Genomic DNA, 23,546 nt, shown 5'->3' on the forward strand with positions numbered 1-23,546 from the left:
GCGACTCCTTCGTCGTCACCTGCGTCAGTTCTCGGACGTCAGGGGGATGTCTGTGCGGTGTCCCGCGTTCGGCCCGATCTCCGTGGGCGCGAACGAGTTCACCATCGCATGGGCGGCGCGACTCAGGTAGTCCCACAGCGCTTCTTCGTGGAGGGGAGACAACTCGACCTCGTCCAGCGCGGCACGCATGTGAGCGAGCCACCGATCCCGCGCGTCGGGGTTGACGAGGAACGGTGCGTGCCGCATCCGGAGCCTCGGGTGTCCGCGCTGCTCACTGTAGGTGGTCGGTCCTCCCCAGTACTGCTCGAGGAACATCAGCAGCCGCTCCTTCGCCGGCCCCAGGTCCTCCTCGGGATACATCGGGCGCAGCACCGGATCCTCTGCCACGCCGCGGTAGAAGCCGTCGACGATCCGCACGAAGGTCTCGTGGCCGCCCACCGCATCGAAGAACGACTGCTGTTCGGGTGTACCGGGCTGTGCGGGTGTGCTCACGACTCTGTCTCCTCGCCGGCTTCGGTTGTCTCGGGCTGCGCATCGACCTTCTTGTTCGTGCGCTTCGCACGCCAGACCGGCCGGTCCGGCGCCCCCGGCTGGGTGATCGGCGTGGGTTTGGTGCGAGGGGGGTTCGCGCCGCGGACACGGCCCGCGTTCTCCAGTCCCGACAGCATGATCGAGTTCATCTGCGGAAGGGTCAGCCCGAGCCCGTCAATCGCACGCTTGAGGCGCATCCGCAATTCGCGCGCGACATCATCCTTTGCGCCGGCGCGGGTCTTCATGACGATCCGGATGACGAGAGCGTCGCCGGAGACGGATTCCAGACCCCAGACCTCGGGGTCCTCGATGATGCGGCTGCGCCACTTCGGCTCCTGCGCGAGCGCGCGGGCGGCGTCCAGCATCGCCTGCTCGACCTCCTCCACGTCGGCGTTGGCCGGCACCGCGAGGTCGATGATGGCGCGGGACCAACCCTGCGACATGTTGCCGATTCTGGTGATCTCGCCGTTGCGGACGAACCAGAGCGTCCCGTTGACATCGCGCACCTGAGTGATGCGCACGCTGACGTACTCGACGACCCCGGTCGCAAGGCCGAGGTCGGCCACGTCGCCGATCCCGATCTGATCCTCGGCGACGATGAAGATCCCGTTCAGGACGTCCTTGACGATGTTCTGCGCGCCGAAGCCGAGCCCTGCGCCGATCGCGGCGCTCAGCAGGGTGAAAGAGCTCATGACCTGGGGCCCTGCCAGGATCAGGATGATGAGCAAGATCGCGACGATGACGACCGTCACGTTGACGATGTTCTGCAGTATCGAGCCGAGCGTTCGCGTTCGCTGCACGAGTCGGACCGATGCCAGGGGCGACCGGTCCAGTGCCTGCGTGTCGTCGACCCTCGCTCGGGACTTCGCGCCCTCCACGACCCGTCGGACCACGCGTCGGATGATCACGCGCAGCAGCCACACGACCAGAACCGCGCCGACGAGCACTCCGAGGAGCTGAAGCAACGTGCCGCTGATCGAGCCGAGGATGGACAGGAAGCTGTCCCACACGGTCGCGGGTGTCGGAGCGGTGTCGAACGAGTGCATCAGTGGAATCCTAGAACCCGCGCCCTCAGCGATACGCGATCACTGAGGGCGCGGGTTGTGGAGCGCACTCAGTGATCGTCGCGCTCCTGCACGGCCAGGGCGCGCTCGACACCGGCGAGGTTCTCGGCCACGAGGCGGCGCAATGCGGGAGGGGCATCTGTGTGCTCGTTCAGCCATGCGCGGGTCGCGTCGCGGAGAGCGGCACTTGCCAGTGGCGCGGGGTACAGGCCGAGCACGAGATACTCGGCGATCTTGTAGGTGCGCGACTCCCAGACCGGGAGCAGCATCGCGAAGTACTGGTCGACGAACTCATCGAGCAGGGCGACGCCCGCGGGATGGGTGAATCCGAGACCTGCCGAGCGCACGAGGGTGTTCGACAGACGATCGGAATCGACGAGGGACGACCAGGCCGCGCTCTTGGCTTCCGCCGTCGGCAGCGCCGCCTTCGCCTGCGCCGCGAACTCGGCGCCCTTGGCGGTGTTGTCGGCCGCGAGCGCCTCATCGATGACACCTTCGGTCACGACGCCCCCCGCCGCGAGCGAGACCAACAACTGCCACGACAGGTCGGTGTCGACTGCCAGGCCGTCCAGAGCCGTTTCGCCAGTGCGGAGCGAACGGATCGTCTCCCAGTGCTCGGGGCTCGCGGCGGCGCTTGCGAACGCCGTCACGAACTGCAGCTGACTGTCGCTTCCCGACTCGGCTGCCTGCGCGAGCGCCCACAGTCCGTCAGCAACCTTCTGGCGTGAGGCGTCTCGTTTGTGGGGCGCCACGTAGGAGTTCGCGGCGAGCTGGAGCTGGGCCAGCGTCGTACGCACGGTCGTCGATTCGGTCTCCGACCCGATGTTGCGCAGGACGAGGTCGATGTAGGCCGATGCCGACGCCTCGGCATCGCGGGTCTGATCCCATGCCGCTCCCCAGACGAGTGAACGTGCGAGGGGGTCGGAGATCTTCGACAAGTGGTCGATCGCGGTCTGCAGCGATCGCTCGTCGAGGCGAATCTTCGCGTAGGCGAGGTCGTGGTCGTTCAGCAGCACGAGGTCGGGGCGCGGGAGACCGACCAGCTCGGGCACGTCAGTGAGGTCTCCGTCGACATCCAGCTCGGTGAAGTGGGTGCGCACGAGCGCACCGCCATCGAGCGCGTAGAAGCCGACGCCCAGACGGTGGGGGCGGATCGTCGGATAGTCGGCCGGCGCCGTCTGAACGATCTTGAAGGCCGAGATCGTCCCGTCGGCGGCCTCCACGATCGCCGGAGAGAGGGTGTTGACGCCAGCGGTCTCCAGCCACTTCTTGGACCATGCCGTCAGCTCTCGTCCGCTCGTGGTCTCGAGTTCTGTGAGCAGGTCGCGCAGCTCGGTGTTGCCGTACTCATGCTTGCGGAAGTAGGCGCCGACGCCCGCGAAGAACTCGTCGATGCCGACCCAGGCCGCCAGTTGCTTGAGAACCGATCCGCCCTTCGCGTAGGTGATGCCGTCGAAGTTGACCTGGACGTCCTCGAGGTCGTTGATCTCGGCGACGACAGGATGGGTCGAGGGGAGCTGATCCTGACGGTAGGCCCAGGTCTTTTCCATCGCGTTGAAGGTGGTCCAGGCCTCGGTCCACTCCGTGGCCTCGGCCGTGGCGATCGTGGACGCCCACTCGGCGAACGACTCGTTCAGCCACAGGTCGTTCCACCACTTCATCGTGACGAGGTCGCCGAACCACATGTGCGCGAGCTCGTGCAGGATGGTGACGACCCGGCGCTCCTTGACGGCATCCGTCACCTTGCTCCGGAAGACGTAGACCTCGGTGAACGTGACCGCGCCGGCGTTCTCCATCGCTCCCGCGTTGAACTCCGGGACGAACAGCTGGTCGTACTTGGCGAACGGGTACGGATAGTCGAACTTCTCCTCGAAGTAGGCGAAGCCCTGACGGGTCTTCTCGAAGATGTAGTCGGCATCCAGGTACTGCCACAGGCTCTTTCGCGCGAAGATGCCGAGCGGGATGACCCGGCCGGACGTGCTCGTGAGTTCGGAGTACGTCGACTCGTAGGGGCCGGCAATCAGCGCAGTGATGTAGGACGAGATGCGCGGGGTCGGCTCGAATTCCCACGTCGCGATGCCTTCGCCGCTGGGCACAGGCGCGGGGGTGGGGGAGTTGGAGATGACCTTCCATGACGCGGGAGCGGTAACCGTGAACTGGAACGTCGCTTTCAGGTCGGGTTGCTCGAAGACGGCGAAGACTCGCCGGGAGTCGGGCACTTCGAACTGCGTATAGAGGTAGACCTCGCCGTCCACCGGGTCGACGAACCGGTGCAGGCCCTCGCCGGTGTTCGTGTACTCGCAGTCGGCGACGACGACGAGCTCGTTCTCGAGTGCGAGCTGGTCCAGTGCGATCCGGGAGTCCGCGAACGCGGATGTCGGAATGCTGCGCCCGTTGAGCGTGATCGAGTGGACGGCCCGCGCGATCAGGTCGATGAACGTGGAGGCGCCCTCGGTTGCGGTGAAACGCACCGTTGCGGTGGAGCGGAACACCTCCGGGCCGGTGGTCAGATCAAGCTCGACCTCATAGGACTGCGTGTCAAGGACGCCGCGACGTTCCTGCGCTTCGATGCGGGTGAGGTTTTCTCCAGGCACTTTCGGATGCTCCCAAGTGTGTGAGGGGTCAGGGATGCCGCGACACGGCCTCGCGCATTGTGGGCGCGATAACCCCCAAGCCTACGCCGCGAGCTCTCGCGCGATGTGACTGCGGGCGTGGGTAATCGCTGCGGGAAGGTCGGTGAAGAGGTGATTGTGGTGGCGCAGGGAATCCAGGACCCCGACCCGCCGGAACAGACCGTCGTGAAGCGGCTGCACACCTTTGATCAACACCGTGATGCCGCGTCTTTCGAGCGACTGGATGATGTCGGCCAGCATGCGTGCACCCGTGGCATCCACCAGCTCGAGCTGAGACATCCGGAGCACGACGACCGAGACATCGGTGAGTGAGGCGACCTGCTCGAAAACGCGGTCGGCGGAGGCGAAGAAGAGCGGGCCGTCAATGGCGATGATCGCGATCCGTTCGTCTCCGTCGACCGCTTCGCCGCTGATTGCTTCGCGACGCACGCCGGTCTGGCGCGAGAGGCTGCGCACCGCGATGACTCCCGCGAACAGAACGCCGATGATGACCGCCACGATGAGGTCAAACGACACCGTCACAAGCGCGGTGATGACGAAGGCGATCGCATCGGCGCGTGTCGAGGTGATGATCGCTCGCACGGTCGAGGCATGCACCATTCGCACGGCCGTCATCATCAGCACGCCTGCGAGAGCGGCGAGGGGGATGGCGCCGACGGGCCGAGAGATCACGAGGACAACGAGCAGGAGGACGAGAGCGTGCGTGATCGCGGCGACACGGGTGCGTCCGCCCGAGCGCACGTTGACGGCGGTGCGTGCGATGGCGCCGGTGGCAGGCATCCCGCCAAAAAGTGCTGAGCCGAGTGAGGCGATGCCCTGGCCGACGAGTTCGCGGTCGGGGTCATAGGGTCCGGTGTCGGCGAGGGACGCTGCAACACGAGCCGAGAGCAGTGACTCGATGGCCGCAAGTGCTGCCACCGTCAGGGCGGGCAGCAGCAGTTGACCGATGACACTCGGGTCGAGCGAAGGGAAAGACGGCGAGGGCAGGCTCGACGGAAGGGCGCCGATCGTCGCCAGTGGCGTAGCGATGATCAGGGCAAGCGCCGTCACGACGGTGATGCCGATCAGGGAGCCGGGAAGAGCGCGGTGGATCCGGGGCGCGATGAGCATGACGAGGGACACGATGGCGGCAGCCCCCAGCGACCACGGGACGTAGGACCAGTCCGCCTCCGCGACCGATTGGACCGCGGCGATGATCGCGTTCGAGGAGTGGTCGCCGGCATGAACAGTGTGCGGTGAGGTGAGCAGCGGCACCTGCTGGAGGAAGATGATGACTGCGATCCCCAGGGTGAAGCCTTCGATGACGGGCCAGGGGATGAACGAGACGGCGCGACCGAGCCGCAGAGCGCCGGCAGCGACGACGATGACGCCCGCGATCGCCGTGACGGCGACCACGGCACCGGCACCATGGGTTGCGACGATGGGAACCAGGACGACGACCATCGCTCCGGTCGGCCCCGAGACCTGCACGTTCGATCCGCCGAAGACGGCGGCCAGGATGCCCGCGACGATCGCCGTGACCAGGCCCGCCTCAGCGGAGAGGCCGGAGCTCACTCCGAAACCGAGAGCGAGTGGGAGCGCGACGATTCCGACCGTGACGCCGGCAACGAGATCTCCCCGCCATGTGCGGGGCAGCCGGCGGTAGTCCTGGATGCTCGGCAAGAGTGCTCGCGCCGATTGTGCGAGCGACCGCGCCGAGCGGCGTGCCCGACTCATGGCGCTGCCGTGCCGAACGTGGGCAGTGTGTCGACGTGCGCCAATTGAGCGCTGTCGGCTTCCAGCAGGCTCAGGAGCAGCGCCCGCGCGACAGCGAGCAGGTCGGCGACGCGGGGATCAGCAAGTCGGTAGAACACGTGGCTGCCTCGACGCTCCGACTGCACGAGGCGATGGCGGCGCAGCACTGCCAGGTGCTGCGACAGATGCGACGCCTCCAGCGCCGTCTCACCCTGCAGATCGGCCACGCTCACTTCGGGACTCGAAGACAGCAGTTCAAGGATGCGGATACGGAACGGATGCGCGAGCCCCTTGAACAGGTTGGCCTTGACTTCATAGAGCGGTCTTTGAGCATCATTCAATGGCATGATGAAAACATCATATCGGCGTAGATCGGTCCGCGCCGTTCACCCGCGCTTCCCTAGGATGGGAGCCATGCGCATCCATATCGCCACCGACCACGCCGGCATGGAGTTCTCCACGCAACTTCAGCACCATCTGGCTGAGGAGGGTCACGAGGTCATCGACCACGGCCCGATCGAGTACGACGCCGTCGATGACTACCCGTCGTTCTGCATCCGTGCCGCCCTCGGTGTCGTCGCCGATCAGAGCGCGGGAGTCGAGGCCCTCGGGATCGTGTTCGGCGGTTCGGGAAACGGTGAGCAGATCGCTGCGAACAAGGTTCGCGGGATCCGTGCAGCCCTCGTCTGGAGCATCGCGACTGCGGAGCTCGCGCGACAGCACAACGACGCGAACGTCATCGCCATCGGAGCCCGGCAGCACTCTTTCGACGAGGTCGTGACCTTCATCGACCGGTTCATCGAGACGCCGTTCTCGAACGAAGAACGTCACGTGCGCCGCATCGGCCAGATCGCGGCATACGAGGCCGACGGTTCCCTGCTGCCTGACCCGCGGGATGTCGCGAACACCGCGGTAACGGACTCGTTCGACCCAGAAGCTGGTTGATGCCCGAGGGTCATTCCGTTCACCGGATCGCCCGGCAGTTCGCGCGGAACTTCGTCGGTCGCACGGTTGACGCATCCAGTCCGCAGGGCCGCTTCGCCGAGGGCGCAGCTGCGCTCGCTGGACGAGAGATGCTCGAGGCCCGTGCTGTCGGCAAGCAGATGTTCCTCCGTTTCGATGGCGACATCTGGCTGCGCGTGCACCTGGGCATGTACGGCGCGTGGGACTTTGCGGGCGTGATCGACGCCGACCCAACGATCGCCTCTGCGAACGGGCGGATGGGACAGACGAACCAGCGCGGCACGGTTCTCGACGAGCCGATCATGGATGCCGCGGGCGAGAACTCCCTCACCTCGATCGGGGCACCCCGGCGCGCCCGCGTCCACGTGCGGATGTCGGAGCAGACGACGGGTCTGCCCGATGAGGAGGGCACGTGGCCGCCGCCCGTGGTCGGTCAGGTGCGGCTGCGGTTGCTCACCGACGAGACGTGCGCTGATCTGCGGGGACCGACAGCATGCGAGCTCCAGACGCCGGATGAGGTCGCCGCCTCGATCGCAAAGCTCGGGCCGGATCCGCTCGTCGACGACCTCGCTGAGGGTGAGGAGCGGTTCACCGCCCGCGTGCGGCGTGCCCCCACACCGATCGGACTGCTGCTGATGGACCAGTCGGTCGTCAGCGGAATCGGCAATGTCTATCGGGCTGAGCTTCTGTTCCGGGCGCGGTTGAACCCGCATACCCCAGGGCGTGATGTGCCCGAGGAGACGGTCAGATCGCTGTGGCGAGACTGGACGCGACTGCTTGCCATCGGCGTCGAGACCGGCCAGATGATGACGATGGACGACCTGGATGCCGACGCCTACCGTCGCGCCATGGCACACCGCGACGACCGTCACTGGGTCTACCACCGTGCCGGGCTGCCGTGCCGAGTCTGTGGGACCGCAATCGTTGTCGAAGAGGCAGCGTCACGGAAGCTGTACTGGTGCCCCCGGTGTCAGGCGTGACGCTGAATCCTCCCGTCATAGGCTGAACGCATGCGTCAGAACCCGAGCTTCGCCATGACCGACGTCGGCGAGTTGCGGCGGGTCGTCGAACACAACCCGTGGGCGACACTCGTCGGTTCGACGGATGACGGTCTCGTTGCCTCCCACTACGCGGTCCTCTTGGATGACACCAGGGACGACCTCACCGTCGTCGGTCATGTCGGCAAGCCCGATGACCTGATCCTGGGGCTCGGAGAACGCGAGCTCCTCATCGTGTTCCAGGGTCCGCACGGCTACATCTCGCCCAGCTGGTACGGTGACCGGCCGAGCGTCCCGACCTGGAACTTCGTGACAGTCCACCTGCGGGGCGTGCCGGAGCTTCTGTCGACGGAGGAGAACCTGCGCGTCTTGGATCGTTTGGTTGCGCGTTTCGAGAGCCCGATGCCCGAGCCTCGGATGCTGTGGGAGCGTCCGAACGACGCGGATTTCGTCGAGCGACTAGAGCGCGGCACCGTCGGCTTTCGCCTCACACCGACATCGGTGACGGCCAAGCGCAAGCTCAGTCAGAATCGTCCCGTCGAGCTCGTCGATCACGTCATCCGTGAGCTCGAGAACGACGGCCCGCATCACAATCCGCTGCTCGCCGCGGAGATGCGCCGCGCGAACGACGCTCGCGCATGAGTGCCGTCGACGCAACGGTGTCGACCATTGTCGGCGTGCAGATCACAGGACCGGGAAGCGAGCTCTTGCCCGTCGACGGCGCGTATGACGTCTTCATCGAGGGTGGCCGCATCAGTGATCTTGCCCCCGCCGGCGCTGTTCGTCCGGTCGGCGAGGTGCTGCAGGGAGATGGTGCCTGGCTCATCCCGGGGCTGTGGGATCACCACGTGCACACGGTGTCCGCCGCTTTCACCCGACAGCGTGAGCCGCTCGGTGCTGCCGAATCAGCGCTTCATGCCGCTCACATCATGGCGGGCGCCCCGCTCCTCGGTCGCGGCATCCGTGTGGGTGCCGGCTTTCGGGATGCCTTCTGGCCCGACGAACCGACGCTCGAGATGCTGGATGCGGCTACCGGCGCCGTCCCCGCGTATCTGATCAACGCGGACCTGCACAGCGTGTGGCTGAACTCCGCTGCCTTCGCGCGCGAGGAGATCACGCCTCCTGACGCATCGGGGATGCTCCGGGAGGAGCCGGCGTTTGAGATCACTCGTCGGCTGGCGGCTGCGAGCCCCGATGATGCCGACGAGGCAGTTGCCGACCTCGCACGACACGCCGCATCCCGTGGGGTCGTCGGGATCGTCGACCTCGACATGGCCTGGAATGCGGATGCCTGGTCACGCCGCGTCGCTGCGGGCTTCGACACGCTGCGCGTCGAGTTCGGTACCTACCCGTCGCATCTGAGCCGACTCATCGAGACGGGATGGCAGAGCGGCGACCGGCTGAGCGAGCTGATCACGGTCGGGCCGCTGAAGGTCATCACTGACGGGTCGCTGGGAACGCGGACCGCCGCGTGCTCGCATCCGTATCCGGATGACCCCCACAATCACGGCGTTCTGACGATCCCGCCCGCTGAACTGGTCGCACTCATGACGGATGCCGCGGCCCACGGCATTTCATGCGCGATTCACGCCATCGGTGACCTGGCGAACACCCATGCCCTTGACGCCTTTGCGGTGACGGGCGCGGCCGGAACGATCGAGCACGCGCAGCTGGTTTCAGCCGTCGACATCCCGCGCTTTGCTCGCCTCGGTGTCGGGGCGAGTGTCCAACCGGAGCATGCCCTCGATGATCGCGACCTCTCTGACACGATCTGGTCTGCCCAGATCGCCAGGCCCTACCCCTTCCGCGCGCTGGTAGATGCGGGAGCGAATCTGCTGTTCGGTTCTGATGCGCCGGTGGCGCAGCTCGATCCGTGGGCGGCGATGGCGTCGGCGATCTATCGCACCCGCGACGGGCGGTCACCGTGGCAGGTCGAGCAGGCCGTTGACGCAGGTGTCGCGCTGGCCGCCTCGACACACGGCGGATCCACCGCTCCCAGTCGCATCGAACCGGGAGCCGTTGCAGACCTCGTGCTGTGCGGGGAAGACCCGCTGGTGGCATCCGAGACCGAGCTACGTGCGATGGATGTGCGCGCGACGCTGCTCGGGGGTCGCGTGACCCATCTGGCCTAGCCCGGTGACGCTCCGCTGCCCTACTGTCGAGGCATGAACTCCGACGCTGCATCCGTTCTTTCCGTTGGAGGCTCGACACCCGTGATCGATGACTCCGCCTTCCTTGCGGCAGGCGCGCGGGTGATTGGCGATGTGCGGCTCGGGCCTGAGTCCAGCGTCTGGTACAACGCTGTTCTCCGAGGCGACAGCGCGTCGATCACGGTCGGCGCCGGATCAAACCTGCAAGACAACGTCTCGGTTCACGTGGATGCCGGCAGCCCCGTGGTCATCGGTGAGAACGTCTCGGTCGGCCACAACGCGGTAGTTCACGGGTGCACGGTTGAGGATGGATGCCTGATCGGCATGGGATCCGTGATTCTCTCGGGCGCCGTCATCGGTGCCGGGTCGCTCGTGGCCGGGGGAGCACTCGTGCTGGGTGGGACGATCGTGCCGCCCGGGTCGATGGTCGCAGGAGTCCCCGCGAAGGTACGACGAGAGCTGACGGATGAGGAGAAGCTCGGCATCCTGCGCAACGCCGAGGTCTATCGCGAGCACATCGTCACGCACCGCGAGGCCCGGGACGTGGGGGAGTAGGGCTCGGGAGGATTGGTGGCGCTGGCGACGGGAATCGTCCCCACCGCCACTCCACACGCGGCTGCGCGGCGCGCGGAGCCTCCGGCGGCGTGGGCCCACCCTGCGGGTTCGCTTCCCGCAAAACGCACGATCGCTCTCCCGCACGGCCTGCGGCCGTACGCGAGAGCGATGGAGGGGGCGACGGGAATCGAACCCGCACAACCAGTTTGGAAGACTGGGACTCTACCATTGAGCTACGCCCCCGCAGCGGCCGGAGCCGCAGCATCCGACAGTCTATAGGGAGCCGCAGCCCGTGCTCGCACCCGCGGCCCACCGGCGCCTCGCGGAGGTAGGAGAAATCGCCGCGGTAGGACGGATGCCGGGCCAATCGTCCTACCGTGCGAAGAGTTCCTACGTGCGCGAGATCGACGGCAGCCGCAACGCTGGCGCGCGCGTCAGCTAGACTTCTGTGGGCCGTCTGTCGCACAGCGCGTGAGATCCCGCCCGGGGCGTAGCTCAGCTTGGTAGAGCGCCCGCTTTGGGAGCGGGAAGTCGCAGGTTCAAATCCTGTCGCCCCGACGTTTCGGCCACACACCCAGACCTTCGCCGCACATTCGTGCGGTGCAGCACGAGGAGAACAACACAGGCATGGTCACCAGCACTGTCGAGAAGCTCAGCCCGACCCGCGTCAAGCTGCTGCTTTCGGTCACCCCCGACGAACTCAAGCCCAGCATCGCGCACGCGTACGAGCACATCGCGAAGGACGTGCAGATCCCGGGGTTCCGCAAGGGCAAGGTACCCGCGCCCATCATCGATCAGCGCATCGGCCGCGGAGCTGTGCTCGAGCACGCCGTGAATGACGGCCTGGACCGCTTCTATCGCGAGGCAGTCGAAGCGCAAGAGCTGCGCGTCATCGGACGTCCCAGCGCCGACATCACCGAATGGCCGAGCGAGAAGGACTTCTCGGGCGACCTGAAGGTCGAGATCGAAGTCGACGTTCGGCCCGAGGTCACGCTTCCTGCGCTCGACGCTCTCACGGTCGAGATCGACGCCGTCGACGTCGACGACGCTGCGGTGGATGCTGAACTCGACAAGCTCCGTGCCCGCTTCGGCACGCTGATCACCGTGGACCGTCCCGCAACATCGGGCGACTTCGTCGAACTCAACCTCGTCGCGACCATTGACGGCACGGAGATCGACCGCGCCGAAGGCGTCTCCTACGAGGTCGGCTCTGGTGAGCTGCTCGAGGGTATCGACGAAGCCATCGACTCGCTCACCGCGGGCGAAGAGACGACGTTCCGGTCGAAGCTGGTCGGCGGTGACCACGCCGGCGAGGAAGCCGAGGTCGCCGTGACCGTCACGAGCGTGAAGGAGCGCGAGCTGCCCGAGGCTGACGACGACTTCGCTCAGATCGCGAGCGAGTTCGACACCATCGCGGAACTGCGCGAGAGCCTCCGCTCCAGCGCTGCACAGCAGTCCGGTCTCCAGCAGACGTCGGCGGCGCGCGACAAGCTGGTCGAGCTCCTCCTCGAGCAGGTGGAGATCCCGGTTCCCGCCGGTCTCATCGAAGACGAGGTGCACGCGCACCTTGAGGGCGAGGGTCGTCTGGAGGACGACGAGCACCGCGCTGAAGTCACCGAGGCATCCGAGAAGCAGTTCCGCACCCAGATGATCCTCGACAAGCTCACCGAGACCTACGACGTCAAGGTCTCGCAGGACGAGCTGACCCAGTATCTGATCCAGTCGGCCGCTCAGTACGGCATGTCACCGCAGGACTTCGTCAACGCCATCCAGCAGGGCAACCAGCTTCCCGCGATGGTCGGCGAGGTCGCGCGCAGCAAGGCGCTCGTGCACGCACTGCGCGAGGTCAAGATCGTCGACACGAACGGCACCGCCGTCGACCTCTCCGCCCATCTCGTGCTCGGCGAAGACGAGACCGATGCCGAGGAGGACGTCGTCGAAGAAGCGCAGGACATCGCGGATGCCGCGGCCGACGCTGACGAGATCATCGAGGCCGAGGAGAAGCCGGCGCCGAAGAAGCGTGCACCGCGCAAGAGCGCTGCGAAGGCCGACGCGGAGTAAGCAAGACAACAACGATGGGGCGGATGCTGCAGATGCAGCATCCGCCCCATCGTCTTGGAGCCGGCCGACACGGCCGATCTGCCCACGGCGAACACGAGCGGGTCGCCCGAGGCCCGCCGGTAGATTCGAACTCACGCAACGAACACGGGAGCACACACATGGCCGCTGAACCACTTGTCGCGACGAGCGTCTTCGACAGGCTGCTGAGGGACCGCATCATCTGGCTGGGCTCGGAGGTGCGCGACGAGAACGCGAACGAGATCTGCGCGAAGATCCTGCTTCTTGCTGCCGAAGACTCGCAGAAGGACATCTACCTCTACATCAACTCGCCCGGTGGATCGATCACCGCGGGCATGGCGATCTACGACACGATGCAGTTCGTTCCGAACGACATCGTCACGGTCGGCATCGGGATGGCCGCATCCATGGGGCAGCTGCTGCTGACCAGCGGCACCAAGGGCAAGCGGTACATCACCCCCAACGCGCGGGTCCTGCTGCACCAGCCGCACGGCGGCTTCGGCGGCACCGCCTCCGACATCCAGACCCAGGCGCAGCTGATCATCTCGATGAAGAACCGTCTGGCCGAGATCACGGCTGCGCAGACGGGCAAGACCGTCGAGCAGATCAACGAGGATGGCGACCGCGACCGCTGGTTCACGGCCGAGGAGGCCCTCGAGTACGGCTTCGTCGACCACATCCGTGAGCACGCTGCCGACGTGGCCGGCGGCGGCGGCACGGACCCCGACTCGCCCGCGGCGAAGTGACCGACGTAGCGACGGCAGAAGAGAGAGAACCCCGATGAACACCCCCAACCTCCGCGTCCCGCAGGCCTCGCCCGCTGGCCTGCAGATGCCCGGCAGCCGCTACATCCTCCCGCAGTTCGAGGAGCGCACGGCCTACGGCTACAAGCGTCAGGACCCGTACAACAAGCTCTTCGAGGACCGGGTCATCTTCCTGGGCGTGCAGGTGGACGACGCTTCGGCCGATGACGTCATGGCTCAGCTGCTCGTGCTGGAGTCGCAGGACCCCGACCGCGACATCATCATGTACATCAACTCGCCGGGTGGCTCCTTCACCGCCATGACGGCGATCTACGACACGATGCAGTACGTGTCGCCGCAGATCCAGACCGTCGTGCTCGGTCAGGCCGCATCCGCGGCTGCCGTGCTCCTTGCGGCCGGGGCCCCGGGCAAGCGCCTCGCCCTTCCGAACGCGCGCATCTTGATCCACCAGCCGGCGATGGGAGAGGCCGGGCACGGTCAGGCCTCCGATATCGAGATCCAGGCAGCGGAGATCCTGCGGATGCGTACCTGGCTCGAGGAGACGCTCGCGAAGCACTCGCACCGCAGCGCCGACGAGGTCAATCGCGACATCGACCGAGACAAGATCCTCTCGGCGGAGGAAGCGGTCACCTACGGTCTGGTCGACCAGGTGCTCTCCACGCGCAAGCGTCTGCCCGCGACGCCCGCGAAGTAGGCTCAGCCACCGGGCCCCGGCATCCGTTGCGTACGACGGATGCGGGGGCCCTTCCTGTCGGCACAAGCGGCGACCAATCCCCCCGGATGTCGTCGGGCTCGGTTAGGCTCGGACCACAGCCGCCCGGAACGAGGAGGACCCCTGATGGCACGCATCGGTGAGAGCGCTGATCTGTTCAAGTGCTCTTTCTGCGGGAAGAGCCAGAAGCAGGTGCAGCAGCTCATCGCCGGGCCCGGCGTCTACATCTGCGACGAATGCGTCGAGTTGTGCAACGAGATCATCGAAGAACGGATGGCCGAGTCCGGCGACGGGGTCGTCGCCGATTTCGATCTGCCCAAGCCACGCGAGATCTTCGCCTTCCTCGAGGAGTATGTCGTCGGCCAGGAGCCGGCCAAGCGGGCACTGTCGGTCGCGGTGTACAACCACTACAAGCGCGTGCGCGCCCACTCGACCCTCCAGCCCGCCGAGCAGCGTGCTGAGGACATCGAGATCGCCAAGAGCAACATCCTTCTGCTCGGTCCGACCGGATGCGGCAAGACCTACCTGGCGCAGACGCTGGCGAAGCGGTTGAACGTGCCCTTCGCCGTCGCCGATGCGACAGCTCTTACCGAAGCCGGATACGTGGGCGAGGATGTCGAGAACATCCTGCTCAAGCTGTTGCAGGCGGCCGACTTCGATACGAAGCGCGCGGAGACCGGCATCATCTACATCGATGAAGTCGACAAGATCGCCCGGAAGGCTGAGAACCCCTCGATCACCCGGGACGTCTCGGGCGAGGGTGTGCAGCAGGCGCTCTTGAAGATCCTCGAAGGAACTGTTGCGTCCGTGCCGCCCCAGGGGGGACGCAAGCACCCGCACCAGGAGTTCATCCAGATCGACACCACCAACGTGCTGTTCATCGTCGCCGGCGCGTTCGCGGGCCTCGAAGACATCATCTCCTCGCGCGTCGGCAAGCACGGCGTCGGGTTCGGCGCACCCCTGCACACCAAGGGGGACGACCTCAGCTTGTTCAGTGAGGTGCAGCCCGAGGACCTGCACAAGTTCGGACTGATTCCCGAGTTCATCGGGCGCCTGCCCGTTGTCGCCTCCGTCTCGCCACTGGACCGTGAGGCCCTGATCGAGATCCTCACGGCACCCAAGAATGCCCTGGTGAAGCAGTACCAGCGCATGTTCGAGATCGACGGGGTCGGCTTGGAGTTCGATGACGAGGCACTTGTCGCGATCGCCGATCTCGCGGTGGCCCGCAAGACGGGCGCGCGCGGCTTGCGCGCGATCCTGGAGGATGTGCTCGGGCCGATCATGTTCGAGATCCCCTCGGCGGAGAACGTCGACAAGGTGATCGTGACACGTGCCGCGGTCGAGGACGGCGCGGCACCGACGCTCGTGCTGCGTCAGGCCCGCAAGTCAGCCTGAGGCCGCACGCAGACACACTCGGTTCTCATCGCCAACAGCCGATGTCTGAGGCGACCACTAGCCTCCCGGTGTGACACGATTCATCTACGACACGGCCACCAGCTTCACGGGCTGGATTGCTGACTCAAACCATTCGCTGCAGTGGCTCTTCGACGTACCCGGCGGTACGGAGCCCGATCCGGAGCTTCTTCCGCCCGGAGATGCGCTCATCGTCGAAGGCTCGTCGACGTACGAATGGATACTCGGGGAGTCCGATCTCATTCAGCACCCCGAGCGCTGGCAGGAGCTGTTCGGCTCGCGCCGCACCTTCGTCTTCACCACTCGTGAGCTCCCGGTGCCTGAGGGCGCTGACGTGACGTTCGTTTCTGGGCCCGTCCGCGACGTGCTGAGCGACCTCCGCGAGGCCGCGGGAGCGTCGGATGTCTGGATCGTCGGTGGAGGGGAGCTTGCCGCGCAGTTCTTCGACGCGGGCGCGCTCGATGAGATTGCGATCTCGATCGCACCGGTCGCGCTCACCGACGGAGCTCCGTTGTTTCCGCGTCGCGTCGAGTCGGATCGGCTGCACCTCGTCGAAGCGCGACAGGTCGGTCAGTTCGCCCGGCTGCGATTCGAGGTCGATGCGACCACGACGGCGACGGAGCACGCGGACACCTAGTCGGCCGTGGGGTGATCCTCGAGCCCCCGGCGCCGGAGGAGTGGAGCGATCTCGGCATCCCGGCCGCGGAAGTCCCGGTACGCCTCGAGGGGATCCTTCGCACCGCCGACCCCAAGCAGGCGCGCGCGGAACCGGTCGCCGTTCGCGCGCATCAGTCCACCGTTGTCCCGGAACCACTCCACAGTGTCAGCGTCCAGGACCTCGCTCCAGATGTAGGAGTAGTAGCCCGCGCTGTAGCCGCCCGAGAAGATGTGGGCGAAGTAGGTCGACGAGTACCGCGTGGGCACCACGGGGTTGTCCAGTCCGATCTCTTGCAGAGCGGATGCCTCGAACCCGGCGACGTCGATATCCTGCGCTGCCTGGGCGGAGGTCAATGAGTGCCACGCCTGGTCGAGCCAGGCAGCGGCGAGATACTCGCTGGTGGCGAACCCCTGGTTGAAGGATTCGGCGGCGGTGAGTCTTTCGACGATGTCCGCGTCGAGCGGTTCGTCCGTATCGATGTGGCGGGCATAGGCGGTGAGGATACCGGGCCAGAAGATCCACATCTCGTTGACCTGGCTCGGGAACTCGACGAAATCTCGGAAGACATTGGTGCCCGCGAAATGAGGGTAGGTCACTGTCGCGAAGAGGCCGTGGAGGGCATGGCCGAACTCATGGAAGAGCGTCGTGACCTCGTCGAGCGTGAGCAGCGTCGGGGTGCCAGGTTCGGGTTGCACGACGTTGAGGTTGTTGACCACCACGGGTGCTGTACCTCGTAGGCGTGACTGAGACACGATGGAGTTCATCCATGCGCCACCCCGCTTCGTGTCGCGCGTGTAGAGGTCGAGCAGGTAGAGCCCCAGCGCCGAGCCATCGGCGTTGAAGACCTCGAAGACACGGACGTCGGGGTGGTAACCGGGAAGATCGGTGCGCTCCGCGAACGTGATGCCGTACAGCTCCGTCGCGGCTCGGAAGACTCCGTCGCGCAGCACCCGTTCGGCCTCGAACCAGGGGCGGAGGGCGGCTGTGTCAATGTCGTACTCGGCGGCGCGGACCTTCTCCGTGAAGAAGGCCCAGTCGTGTGCGTCGATCGTGAACGGTTCTGGTTCGGCATCCGCCATCGCCTGGAGGGCAGCCTGCTCCGAGCGAGCGTTGCGGGCCGCGGGAGCTGCGAGCCGGAAGAGCAGGTCACGAACGGACTGCGGGCTCCCTGCTGTTTCGTCTGAAGTGACGTACGCGGCGTGCGAGGCGAAGCCCAGGAGCTCAGCGCGCTCGGCCCGCAGCCGCACGATTTCCCGCAGCACGGGCCGGTTGTCGTTGTCGTTGTCGCGGGCACCTCGAGCGCGGGACGCGACCATGATGCGCTCGCGTGAGCGGCGGTTGCGCAGCGATCCCAGGCAGGGGTGCCCGGTGAACAGGGTCAGAGATATGAGCCAGGCGCCCTCCAGGCCGCGATCGGCAGCGGCGCGTGCGGCGGCGGAGATCTCGCCCTCGGTGAGCCCATCGAGATCGGCAACGTCGTCGAACACGACAGCGAGATCGTTCGTGTCGTTCAGCAGGTTCTTCTCGAATGTCGTGGTCAAGGTCGACAGTCGTCCGTTGATGTCGGTGAGGCGAGCCTTCTGCTCCTCGTCCAAGCCGGCTCCCGCATGAGTCATCTCGCGGTAGTGGCGTTCGACGAGGTAGCGGTCCTCCGGCGCGAGCTGCAGCTCGTCCAGCTGCTCGTGCAGGGACCTGATGCGTCGGTACAGCGCGGCATCCAGCTGTACGGCATCGGTGTGCGCTGCCATCAGCGGGGCAAGTGCCTCCTCGATCTCTTGGATCTGTGCTGTCGCGTCAGCGGAGGAGACGGTGTAGAACGCCGAGGCGACGTCATGGAGCATCTCCCCGCTGCGCTCGAGCGGGAGCATCGTGTTCTCGAACGTCGGTGGTGCGGGCTGGCTCGTGATCGCGTCGATCTCGCGTCGGTGCCGGGCGAAGGCCTCCTCAAATGCCGGGAGGTAGTGCTCCGGTCGGATGGCGCGGTAGTCGGGGAGCCGGTAGGGGAGCGTACTCACCGACAGGAGGGGGTTGGACTGCAGACGATCGGTCACCGGAACAACCTACCGCGACGTGCCCTTCATGCAGAGACACATTTGCAAACGAGTACTTGCAAAGACACGTTTGCATTTGTACGGTAGTGACATGGACACACAGGATGAGGCGCCGCGGGATGCTCCTCCCCGGATCGGCGATGCCCGCGAGCTGGACGTCGGTGCCTTGCGTGCACTGGCGCATCCACTGCGGGTCGAGATCTACGACATCCTGAGCCAATACGGTCCGCAGACGGCGAGTTCGCTCGCCGAGCAGCTGGGAGAGTCATCGGGCGCGACCAGCTATCACCTCCGCGCGCTCGCCAAGCACGATCTGATCCGCGAGGTTCCCGGTCGAGGGACCGCCCGGGAACGGTGGTGGGAACGCCCCAAGGGTGCGGTGTCGATGACCAACCCGGAGACCGTCAAGACGCCCGCGGGACGCGCAGCGAGCCAGCTCGTGATCAGTGAGTTCTATCGCCGCCGCCACCGACAGCTTGAGGACTTCATCGCAGCGAACATGCGGAAGGATCCGGAGGAGTGGACCGCGATGCTCAGCACCGCGACGGTGCGCTTGACGGACGCCCAGTTCGAGCAGCTCGTGCACGAGCTCGAAGCCGTGATCGACGAGTATGTCGCGCGGTACCGCGAGCAGGAGGGAGAAGGGGTTCGCCCGTTCACAGTGCGCACCGATGTGTTCCCTCTGACGGACCGGAGGCAATCATGACGACCGTGAGTACCCTCGCATCCTGCCCGTGCGAGTACCCCCAGCCGAGCCTGCTGGAGCGGGTGGCACTGACCGTGCTCCGTGCCCTGGAACGCGATATCGAGGCGCGGGTGCGTCGACGGGTGCTGACCCGTCCCACCCGGCACGCCGCTGAACGCCAGCACGCCGAGGGGCGGGCGGATGCCTCAGCCGGCGCTCACGTCGGCGTCCTGCCGCGATGACTGTCGCGCCGAGCCAGGTGAAGCAGCGCCCTCCGCTCGGCAGGGATTTCGGGAAGCTCTGGACAGCGGCAGCGTTCAGTAACCTCGCTGACGGCGTGGGGCGAACCGCGGTCCCGCTCATTGCGACGACGTTGACCCGGGACCCGGTTGCCATCGCCGCGGTCGGGGCACTGTCGTTTGTTCCCTGGCTGTTCTTCGGGCTCCCGGCGGGCATGATCGTCGACCGCTGCGATCGACGTCGAGTGATGGCGTCGGCCAACATCCTGCGCGGCGGCGTCGCGGTCGTTCTGGCCGCTCTCACGGCAGCCGGCCATCTCCAGCTGTGGCACCTTCTTGCCGCGACCGTCGTGTTCGGTGTGGGGGAGACCCTCTTCGACAACGCGACCAATGCCGTCATCCCCTCGCTTGTCGCCAGGGCCGGGCTGGACCGCGCGAATAGCCGCATTCAGGCCGCGCAGATCACCATCGACAGTTTCATCGCGCAACCGATCGCGGGAGTGCTGTTCGCGGTATCGCTCGTGCTGCCGCTCTGGGTCGGGTCGGCCGGATACCTCATCCCGATCGCACTGGCGCTCATGCTGCCGCTGTCTGCAGCGCGCGCGCTCCGGGGCCCCGGCGGCCGCGGATCGTTCGCGGCTGACGAGGTGGCGGTGCTCGGCGAACGGCTCCCGGCATCCGACACCCCGCGGGTCTCGACGAAGGATGCGGCCCTGTACCTGTGGCGCCACCGCTACCTCAGGGCCCTCGTGGTGTTCACTTCCATCCTCGGTGGTGCGTTCTCGTTCGCGCAGGCTCCGACGATTCTCTACTTCCTCGACACGCAGGGGGTGGCGCCTGCGGCGATCGGCTTCGTCACGGCGGGAATCGGGGCGGGAGCGCTCCTGGGCTCGCTCGTCGCGCCACAACTCGTGCGTCGCTTCGGCCGCGGTGCGGTCATGCTCGGCGCGAATCTCGGAGCCGGGGTGTGCCTGGCGCTCGTGGGTGTCGCGCCCGAGGTGGTGAGCGCGATCGTGGCCTACGCGGGAATGGCCTTCGCCGTATCGCTGTGGAATGTCCCCTGGGGAGCGCTGCGGCAGATGATTGTGCCGGGAGACATCTTCGGCCGAGTCCTGGGGATCATCAGGAGTCTCACGTGGGGGTTGTTCCCGATCGCGACGATGCTCGGCGGTGTGATAGCCCGCATCGACCTGCGCCTGCCCTATATCATCGCCGCCGCGGTGACGATCGTCGCGGCGCTCGCGGCCGCGCGGCTTCTTCTCGCGGCCAGCCGTGTCGGCACGGAGGCACTCGACCGGTCATGACGGATCAGTCGGCTCGGTGTCGACCGGCGCGGAGCTCGGTCAGGCGAACTCGTCGTCCGGATCGTGGTGGACGACAGCTTCTCCGTCTGCGTTCACCGTGACGATGACCCCGGTGTCCAGCTCGGCGATGGGGCGACCCTCGAGCCACGTGAGCGTCCAGCGCGGTGTCGGCTGCTGCGCGAGCTGACCAGCAGAGAGCAGCTCCTCTACCGCGGTGATCTGCGGACGGAGAACGTCCGGGACGGCCGCTGGTGGCTCCGTCCCGAGGGGCCAGCGGGTTCCGAGTTGCATGTCAGACCTCCCCGAGTTCGATGGACAGGACAGCCGTGGTGTCGGCATCCGTGTAGTCGATGCTCTCGATCCGGCCGACCGCCTTCAGGTCGCCCTCCGCCAGCTTCAGGAGCTCGACCGTCGCGGCGGGTGCGCCGATCGTGATCGCCGTGACCGGCGTCTTCTGCGAGGCCTTCGCCTCGGTTTTCGCGCGACGGATGCCGATCAGTGCGCCGCCCACAGCAGTCAGCACCGCGGGATCGCCCTCGATACCGAGGGGTTCCGGCCACGCAGCAGCATGGATCGAGCCGTCCTCGAACCACGACCACGCTTCCTCTGTCGCGAACGAGACGACGGGGGCGAGCAGACGCAACTGCGTTGAGAGGGCGATGCGCAGGGCGAGGGCCGCGGATGCCTGGCCGACGTCGGTCTGGTCGTAGGCGCGCTCCTTCACCAGCTCCAGATAGTCGTCGCAGAAGGTCCAGAAGAACGACTCGGTCACCTCGAGCGCTCGGGCGTGGTCATAGGCATCCAGGGCTGCCGTCGCATCGCGGACGACGCCATCGAGTGTTGCGAGCATCGAGGCATCCAGCGCGTGCGTGATCCTCGCTCCCTCGGGAACCGGGAACGAGAGCACGAACTTGGCGGCGTTGAGGATCTTGATCGCCAGGCGCCGGCCGATCTTGATCTGCGTGGGGTTCTGCGGATCGAAGGCGGCATCCGTCCCGAGCCGGCTCGACGCCGCCCAGTAGCGGACCGCATCCGAGCCGTGCTGCTGCAGGATGTCGGCGGGGGTGACCACGTTGCCTTTGGACTTGGACATCTTCTTGCGGTCGGGGTCGACGATGAAGCCCGAGATGGCGGCATCCGTCCACGGGGCCCTGTCGTCTTCGAGCGCGCTGCGCAGCATCGTCGAGAAGAGCCACGTGCGGATGATGTCCTGACCCTGGGGACGCAGATCGAAGGGCGCGACGAGATCCCACAGCTCGGGGTCGCGCTCCCAGCCGCCGGCAAGCTGCGGCGTGAGGGACGAGGTCGCCCACGTGTCGAAGATGTCGCGCTCGCCCTCGAAGCCGCCGGGCACGCCGCGCTGGTCCTCCGTGAAGCCGGGGGGCACGTCGGTGGTCGGGTCGACCGGGAGTTGGTCGTGCGTCGGAACGAGAACGCGCGCGTAGTCGCGGTCGCCGTTGTCGTCGAGGGCGTACCAGACAGGGATCGGCACGCCGAAGAACCGCTGCCGCGACACGAGCCAGTCGCCCGTGAGGCCCCCGACCCAGTTCTCGTACCGCACGCGCATGAAGTCGGGGTGCCACGACAGTTCCTTGCCGAGGGCGATGAGCTTCTCGCGCAGGGCCTCGTCGCGGGCGCCGTTGCGGATGTACCACTGACGCGTCGAGACGATCTCGAGCGGGCGGTCGCCCTTCTCGAAGAACTTGACCGGGTGCGTGAACGGCTTCGGGTCGCCGATGAGCTCGCCCGACTCCTGGAGCAGCTCGACGATCCGCTTCTTGGCGCTGAAGACCGTCTTGCCCGCCAGTTCCGCATACGCGGCGCGCGCGGCATCCGTCGTGATGACCTCGGGCGCGTCGGCGACGATGCGGCCGTCCATGCCGATGATGGTGCGGTTGGGAAGGTCGAGTTCGCGCCACCAGATGATGTCGGTGACATCGCCGAAGGTACAGATCATCGCGATGCCCGAGCCCTTGTCGGGCTGGGCGAGCGGATGCGGGAGTACCGGCACTTCGACATCGAACAGCGGCGTGCGCACCGTGGTGCCGAACGCGGGCTGGTAGCGCTCGTCGTCGGGGTGGGCGACGAGGGCGACGCACGCGGCCAGCAGTTCGGGCCGGGTCGTCTCGATGTGGATGTCGCCGCTGCCGTCGCTCTTGTGGAAGGCGAGTCGGTGGTACGCGGCGGGCTGCTCGCGGTCTTCGAGCTCGGCCTGCGCGATCGCCGAGCGGAAGTCGACGTCCCACAGCGTCGGTGCGAGGGCCTGGTACGCCTCACCGCGCTCGAGGTTGCGCAGGAACGCGAGCTGGCTCGTGCGCATCGTCTCGTCCGAGATCGTGCGGTAGGTCTGGGTCCAGTCGACCGACAGCCCCAGCATCCGCCACAGGTCCTCGAAGTGCTTCTCGTCCTCGACGGTGAGCTTCTCGCACAGCTCGATGAAGTTGCGGCGGCTGATCGGGACCTGGTCGGCTGCTTTGCTGCTCTTGTTGTCGCCGCCTTCGTACGGCGGAGTGAAGTCCGGCTCATAGGGGAGCGAGGGGTCGCAGCGAACGCCGTAGTAGTTCTGCACGCGACGCTCGGTGGGCAGACCGTTGTCATCCCACCCCATCGGGTAGAAGACGGTCTTGCCCCGCATCCGTTCGAAGCGCACCTTCACGTCGGTGTGGGTGTAGCTGAACACGTGCCCGATGTGGAGGGATCCGGATGCCGTGGGCGGGGGAGTATCGACGGAGTAGACACCCTCGCGGCCGACCCGCGCGGCGCGGGCCCGGTCGAACAGGTAGGTCCCGGCATCCGTCCAGGCGGCATCCCACTTCTGCTCGAGACCTTCGAGGGCGGGCTTGTCGGGAATAGCGGCCATGGGTCTCCTCGTGCGATATGTGCGGCACCGTGTGTGCGTGCCTGAGTGTGGGATCAGCCTCGATTCTACCGGCCGCCGCCGGGTGCGCTTCGGCCCTCGCCGCGCGCGGGCCGCGTCGGATTCGCGTGGGGCTCGCGCAGGTGACGTCCCGCT

Annotated in this window: 21 protein-coding genes and 2 tRNA genes; 14 read left to right on the forward strand and 9 right to left on the reverse strand. The window is 66.6% G+C overall.

The window, feature by feature from the left end:
- Positions 1 to 24: 24 nt before the first annotated feature.
- The 5 genes from ACSGC5_RS10615 to ACSGC5_RS10635 form a co-directional block, all read right to left on the reverse strand.
- Positions 25 to 492, reverse strand: coding sequence for a globin (locus tag ACSGC5_RS10615; RefSeq protein ID WP_434970591.1), 468 nt, complete (start codon positions 490 to 492; stop codon positions 25 to 27).
- Complete coding sequence (locus ACSGC5_RS10620) at positions 489 to 1,577, reverse strand: mechanosensitive ion channel family protein (RefSeq protein WP_434970592.1); 1,089 nt, start codon at positions 1,575 to 1,577, stop codon at positions 489 to 491. The genes ACSGC5_RS10615 and ACSGC5_RS10620 overlap by 4 nt, the downstream gene beginning before the upstream one ends.
- Positions 1,578 to 1,645: 68 nt before the next feature.
- Complete coding sequence (pepN, locus tag ACSGC5_RS10625) at positions 1,646 to 4,189, reverse strand: aminopeptidase N (protein WP_434970593.1); 2,544 nt, start codon at positions 4,187 to 4,189, stop codon at positions 1,646 to 1,648.
- Between the two features lie 81 nt (positions 4,190 to 4,270).
- Positions 4,271 to 5,944, reverse strand: coding sequence for a SulP family inorganic anion transporter (locus ACSGC5_RS10630; RefSeq protein WP_434970594.1), 1,674 nt, complete (start codon positions 5,942 to 5,944; stop codon positions 4,271 to 4,273).
- A complete protein-coding gene (locus tag ACSGC5_RS10635; protein WP_331791567.1) occupies positions 5,941 to 6,309 on the reverse strand; it encodes an ArsR/SmtB family transcription factor in 369 nt (122 codons plus the stop codon). Before ACSGC5_RS10635 ends, ACSGC5_RS10630 begins: the two co-directional genes overlap by 4 nt.
- A 67-nt stretch (positions 6,310 to 6,376) precedes the next feature.
- On the opposite strand from ACSGC5_RS10635, the gene ACSGC5_RS10640 reads away from it, so the two are divergent.
- The 5 genes from ACSGC5_RS10640 to ACSGC5_RS10660 are packed head-to-tail and all read left to right on the forward strand — an operon-like array spanning position 6,377 to position 10,628.
- Entirely contained in the window at positions 6,377 to 6,907 is a 531-nt protein-coding gene (locus ACSGC5_RS10640) for a ribose-5-phosphate isomerase (RefSeq protein WP_434970595.1), read from the forward strand.
- On the forward strand, positions 6,907 to 7,905 hold the full coding sequence (locus tag ACSGC5_RS10645; RefSeq protein WP_434970596.1) for an Fpg/Nei family DNA glycosylase: 999 nt from the start codon (positions 6,907 to 6,909) through the stop codon (positions 7,903 to 7,905). The genes ACSGC5_RS10640 and ACSGC5_RS10645 overlap by 1 nt, the downstream gene beginning before the upstream one ends.
- 30 nt (positions 7,906 to 7,935) lie before the next feature.
- Positions 7,936 to 8,565, forward strand: a complete 630-nt coding sequence (locus tag ACSGC5_RS10650) for an FMN-binding negative transcriptional regulator (protein WP_331791570.1) — start codon at positions 7,936 to 7,938, stop codon at positions 8,563 to 8,565.
- Entirely contained in the window at positions 8,562 to 10,055 is a 1,494-nt protein-coding gene (locus ACSGC5_RS10655; RefSeq protein ID WP_434970597.1) for an amidohydrolase, read from the forward strand. Before ACSGC5_RS10650 ends, ACSGC5_RS10655 begins: the two co-directional genes overlap by 4 nt.
- A gap of 33 nt (positions 10,056 to 10,088) precedes the next feature.
- Positions 10,089 to 10,628: a gamma carbonic anhydrase family protein gene (locus ACSGC5_RS10660; RefSeq protein ID WP_331791572.1), complete on the forward strand. Its 540-nt coding sequence runs from the start codon at positions 10,089 to 10,091 to the stop codon at positions 10,626 to 10,628.
- Positions 10,629 to 10,797: 169 nt separating this feature from the next.
- On the opposite strand, the gene ACSGC5_RS10665 is transcribed toward ACSGC5_RS10660, so the two are convergent.
- Positions 10,798 to 10,871 (reverse strand) — tRNA-Gly (locus tag ACSGC5_RS10665).
- 241 nt (positions 10,872 to 11,112) lie between these two features.
- Here ACSGC5_RS10665 and ACSGC5_RS10670 point away from each other — a divergent pair.
- From ACSGC5_RS10670 to ACSGC5_RS10695, 6 genes are all read left to right on the forward strand, one after another.
- Positions 11,113 to 11,186: transfer RNA gene (locus ACSGC5_RS10670), tRNA-Pro, on the forward strand.
- A gap of 69 nt (positions 11,187 to 11,255) precedes the next feature.
- Entirely contained in the window at positions 11,256 to 12,689 is a 1,434-nt protein-coding gene (gene tig, locus ACSGC5_RS10675; protein WP_434970598.1) for a trigger factor, read from the forward strand.
- A 158-nt stretch (positions 12,690 to 12,847) separates the two neighbouring features.
- The gene (locus ACSGC5_RS10680; RefSeq protein ID WP_434970599.1) at positions 12,848 to 13,453 is read left to right on the forward strand and encodes an ATP-dependent Clp protease proteolytic subunit; all 606 of its coding nucleotides are present in this window, start codon (positions 12,848 to 12,850) and stop codon (positions 13,451 to 13,453) included.
- A gap of 34 nt (positions 13,454 to 13,487) precedes the next feature.
- Positions 13,488 to 14,165: an ATP-dependent Clp protease proteolytic subunit gene (locus ACSGC5_RS10685; protein ID WP_434970600.1), complete on the forward strand. Its 678-nt coding sequence runs from the start codon at positions 13,488 to 13,490 to the stop codon at positions 14,163 to 14,165.
- A gap of 144 nt (positions 14,166 to 14,309) precedes the next feature.
- Positions 14,310 to 15,578 (forward strand): ATP-dependent Clp protease ATP-binding subunit ClpX, encoded by a 1,269-nt coding sequence (gene clpX, locus ACSGC5_RS10690; RefSeq protein WP_434970601.1) that lies wholly within the window; start codon positions 14,310 to 14,312, stop codon positions 15,576 to 15,578.
- Positions 15,579 to 15,648: 70 nt separating this feature from the next.
- Positions 15,649 to 16,233, forward strand: coding sequence for a dihydrofolate reductase family protein (locus ACSGC5_RS10695; RefSeq protein WP_434970602.1), 585 nt, complete (start codon positions 15,649 to 15,651; stop codon positions 16,231 to 16,233).
- On the opposite strand, the gene ACSGC5_RS10700 is transcribed toward ACSGC5_RS10695, so the two are convergent.
- A complete protein-coding gene (locus ACSGC5_RS10700) occupies positions 16,230 to 17,870 on the reverse strand; it encodes a M3 family metallopeptidase (RefSeq protein WP_434970611.1) in 1,641 nt (546 codons plus the stop codon). The two genes, ACSGC5_RS10695 and ACSGC5_RS10700, sit on opposite strands and share 4 nt — an antisense overlap.
- A gap of 526 nt (positions 17,871 to 18,396) precedes the next feature.
- On the opposite strand from ACSGC5_RS10700, the gene ACSGC5_RS10705 reads away from it, so the two are divergent.
- Genes ACSGC5_RS10705 through ACSGC5_RS10715 form a run of 3 tightly spaced genes read left to right on the forward strand, consistent with a single transcriptional unit; the run spans position 18,397 to position 20,533 of the window.
- The gene (locus ACSGC5_RS10705; RefSeq protein ID WP_434970603.1) at positions 18,397 to 19,011 is read left to right on the forward strand and encodes an ArsR/SmtB family transcription factor; all 615 of its coding nucleotides are present in this window, start codon (positions 18,397 to 18,399) and stop codon (positions 19,009 to 19,011) included.
- Positions 19,008 to 19,232, forward strand: coding sequence for a hypothetical protein (locus tag ACSGC5_RS10710; RefSeq protein WP_434970604.1), 225 nt, complete (start codon positions 19,008 to 19,010; stop codon positions 19,230 to 19,232). Before ACSGC5_RS10705 ends, ACSGC5_RS10710 begins: the two co-directional genes overlap by 4 nt.
- The gene (locus ACSGC5_RS10715; protein ID WP_434970605.1) at positions 19,229 to 20,533 is read left to right on the forward strand and encodes an MFS transporter; all 1,305 of its coding nucleotides are present in this window, start codon (positions 19,229 to 19,231) and stop codon (positions 20,531 to 20,533) included. Before ACSGC5_RS10710 ends, ACSGC5_RS10715 begins: the two co-directional genes overlap by 4 nt.
- Positions 20,534 to 20,572: 39 nt before the next feature.
- On the opposite strand, the gene ACSGC5_RS10720 is transcribed toward ACSGC5_RS10715, so the two are convergent.
- Together ACSGC5_RS10720 and valS are read right to left on the reverse strand one after the other, a co-directional pair.
- Positions 20,573 to 20,824 (reverse strand): hypothetical protein, encoded by a 252-nt coding sequence (locus tag ACSGC5_RS10720; RefSeq protein ID WP_434970606.1) that lies wholly within the window; start codon positions 20,822 to 20,824, stop codon positions 20,573 to 20,575.
- A 1-nt stretch (position 20,825) separates the two neighbouring features.
- Positions 20,826 to 23,393 carry a valine--tRNA ligase gene (gene valS / locus ACSGC5_RS10725; RefSeq protein WP_434970607.1) on the reverse strand — a complete coding sequence of 856 codons (2,568 nt, stop codon included), beginning with the start codon at positions 23,391 to 23,393 and terminating at the stop codon, positions 20,826 to 20,828.
- Positions 23,394 to 23,546: the final 153 nt, after the last annotated feature.

This window comes from Microbacterium sp. bgisy207, from assembly GCF_965345035.1.
GTDB lineage: Bacteria > Actinomycetota > Actinomycetes > Actinomycetales > Microbacteriaceae > Microbacterium.

What these genes read in the sequence shown, in the direction of transcription:
- valS (WP_434970607.1), bottom strand. Translation starts at nt 23,393, where the DNA reads ATGGCCGCTATTCCCGACAAGCCCGCCCTCGAAGGTCTCGAGCAGAAG.
- ACSGC5_RS10705 (WP_434970603.1), top strand. Translation starts at nt 18,397, where the DNA reads ATGGACACACAGGATGAGGCGCCGCGGGATGCTCCTCCCCGGATCGGC.
- ACSGC5_RS10715 (WP_434970605.1), top strand. Translation starts at nt 19,229, where the DNA reads ATGACTGTCGCGCCGAGCCAGGTGAAGCAGCGCCCTCCGCTCGGCAGG.
- ACSGC5_RS10650 (WP_331791570.1), top strand. Translation starts at nt 7,936, where the DNA reads ATGCGTCAGAACCCGAGCTTCGCCATGACCGACGTCGGCGAGTTGCGG.
- ACSGC5_RS10655 (WP_434970597.1), top strand. Translation starts at nt 8,562, where the DNA reads ATGAGTGCCGTCGACGCAACGGTGTCGACCATTGTCGGCGTGCAGATC.
- ACSGC5_RS10700 (WP_434970611.1), bottom strand. Translation starts at nt 17,870, where the DNA reads ATGACTCATGCGGGAGCCGGCTTGGACGAGGAGCAGAAGGCTCGCCTC.
- ACSGC5_RS10685 (WP_434970600.1), top strand. Translation starts at nt 13,488, where the DNA reads ATGAACACCCCCAACCTCCGCGTCCCGCAGGCCTCGCCCGCTGGCCTG.
- ACSGC5_RS10640 (WP_434970595.1), top strand. Translation starts at nt 6,377, where the DNA reads ATGCGCATCCATATCGCCACCGACCACGCCGGCATGGAGTTCTCCACG.
- ACSGC5_RS10680 (WP_434970599.1), top strand. Translation starts at nt 12,848, where the DNA reads ATGGCCGCTGAACCACTTGTCGCGACGAGCGTCTTCGACAGGCTGCTG.
- ACSGC5_RS10620 (WP_434970592.1), bottom strand. Translation starts at nt 1,577, where the DNA reads ATGCACTCGTTCGACACCGCTCCGACACCCGCGACCGTGTGGGACAGC.
- ACSGC5_RS10635 (WP_331791567.1), bottom strand. Translation starts at nt 6,309, where the DNA reads ATGCCATTGAATGATGCTCAAAGACCGCTCTATGAAGTCAAGGCCAAC.
- tig (WP_434970598.1), top strand. Translation starts at nt 11,256, where the DNA reads ATGGTCACCAGCACTGTCGAGAAGCTCAGCCCGACCCGCGTCAAGCTG.
- ACSGC5_RS10645 (WP_434970596.1), top strand. Translation starts at nt 6,907, where the DNA reads ATGCCCGAGGGTCATTCCGTTCACCGGATCGCCCGGCAGTTCGCGCGG.
- ACSGC5_RS10720 (WP_434970606.1), bottom strand. Translation starts at nt 20,824, where the DNA reads ATGCAACTCGGAACCCGCTGGCCCCTCGGGACGGAGCCACCAGCGGCC.
- clpX (WP_434970601.1), top strand. Translation starts at nt 14,310, where the DNA reads ATGGCACGCATCGGTGAGAGCGCTGATCTGTTCAAGTGCTCTTTCTGC.
- ACSGC5_RS10710 (WP_434970604.1), top strand. Translation starts at nt 19,008, where the DNA reads ATGACGACCGTGAGTACCCTCGCATCCTGCCCGTGCGAGTACCCCCAG.
- ACSGC5_RS10660 (WP_331791572.1), top strand. Translation starts at nt 10,089, where the DNA reads ATGAACTCCGACGCTGCATCCGTTCTTTCCGTTGGAGGCTCGACACCC.
- ACSGC5_RS10630 (WP_434970594.1), bottom strand. Translation starts at nt 5,944, where the DNA reads ATGAGTCGGGCACGCCGCTCGGCGCGGTCGCTCGCACAATCGGCGCGA.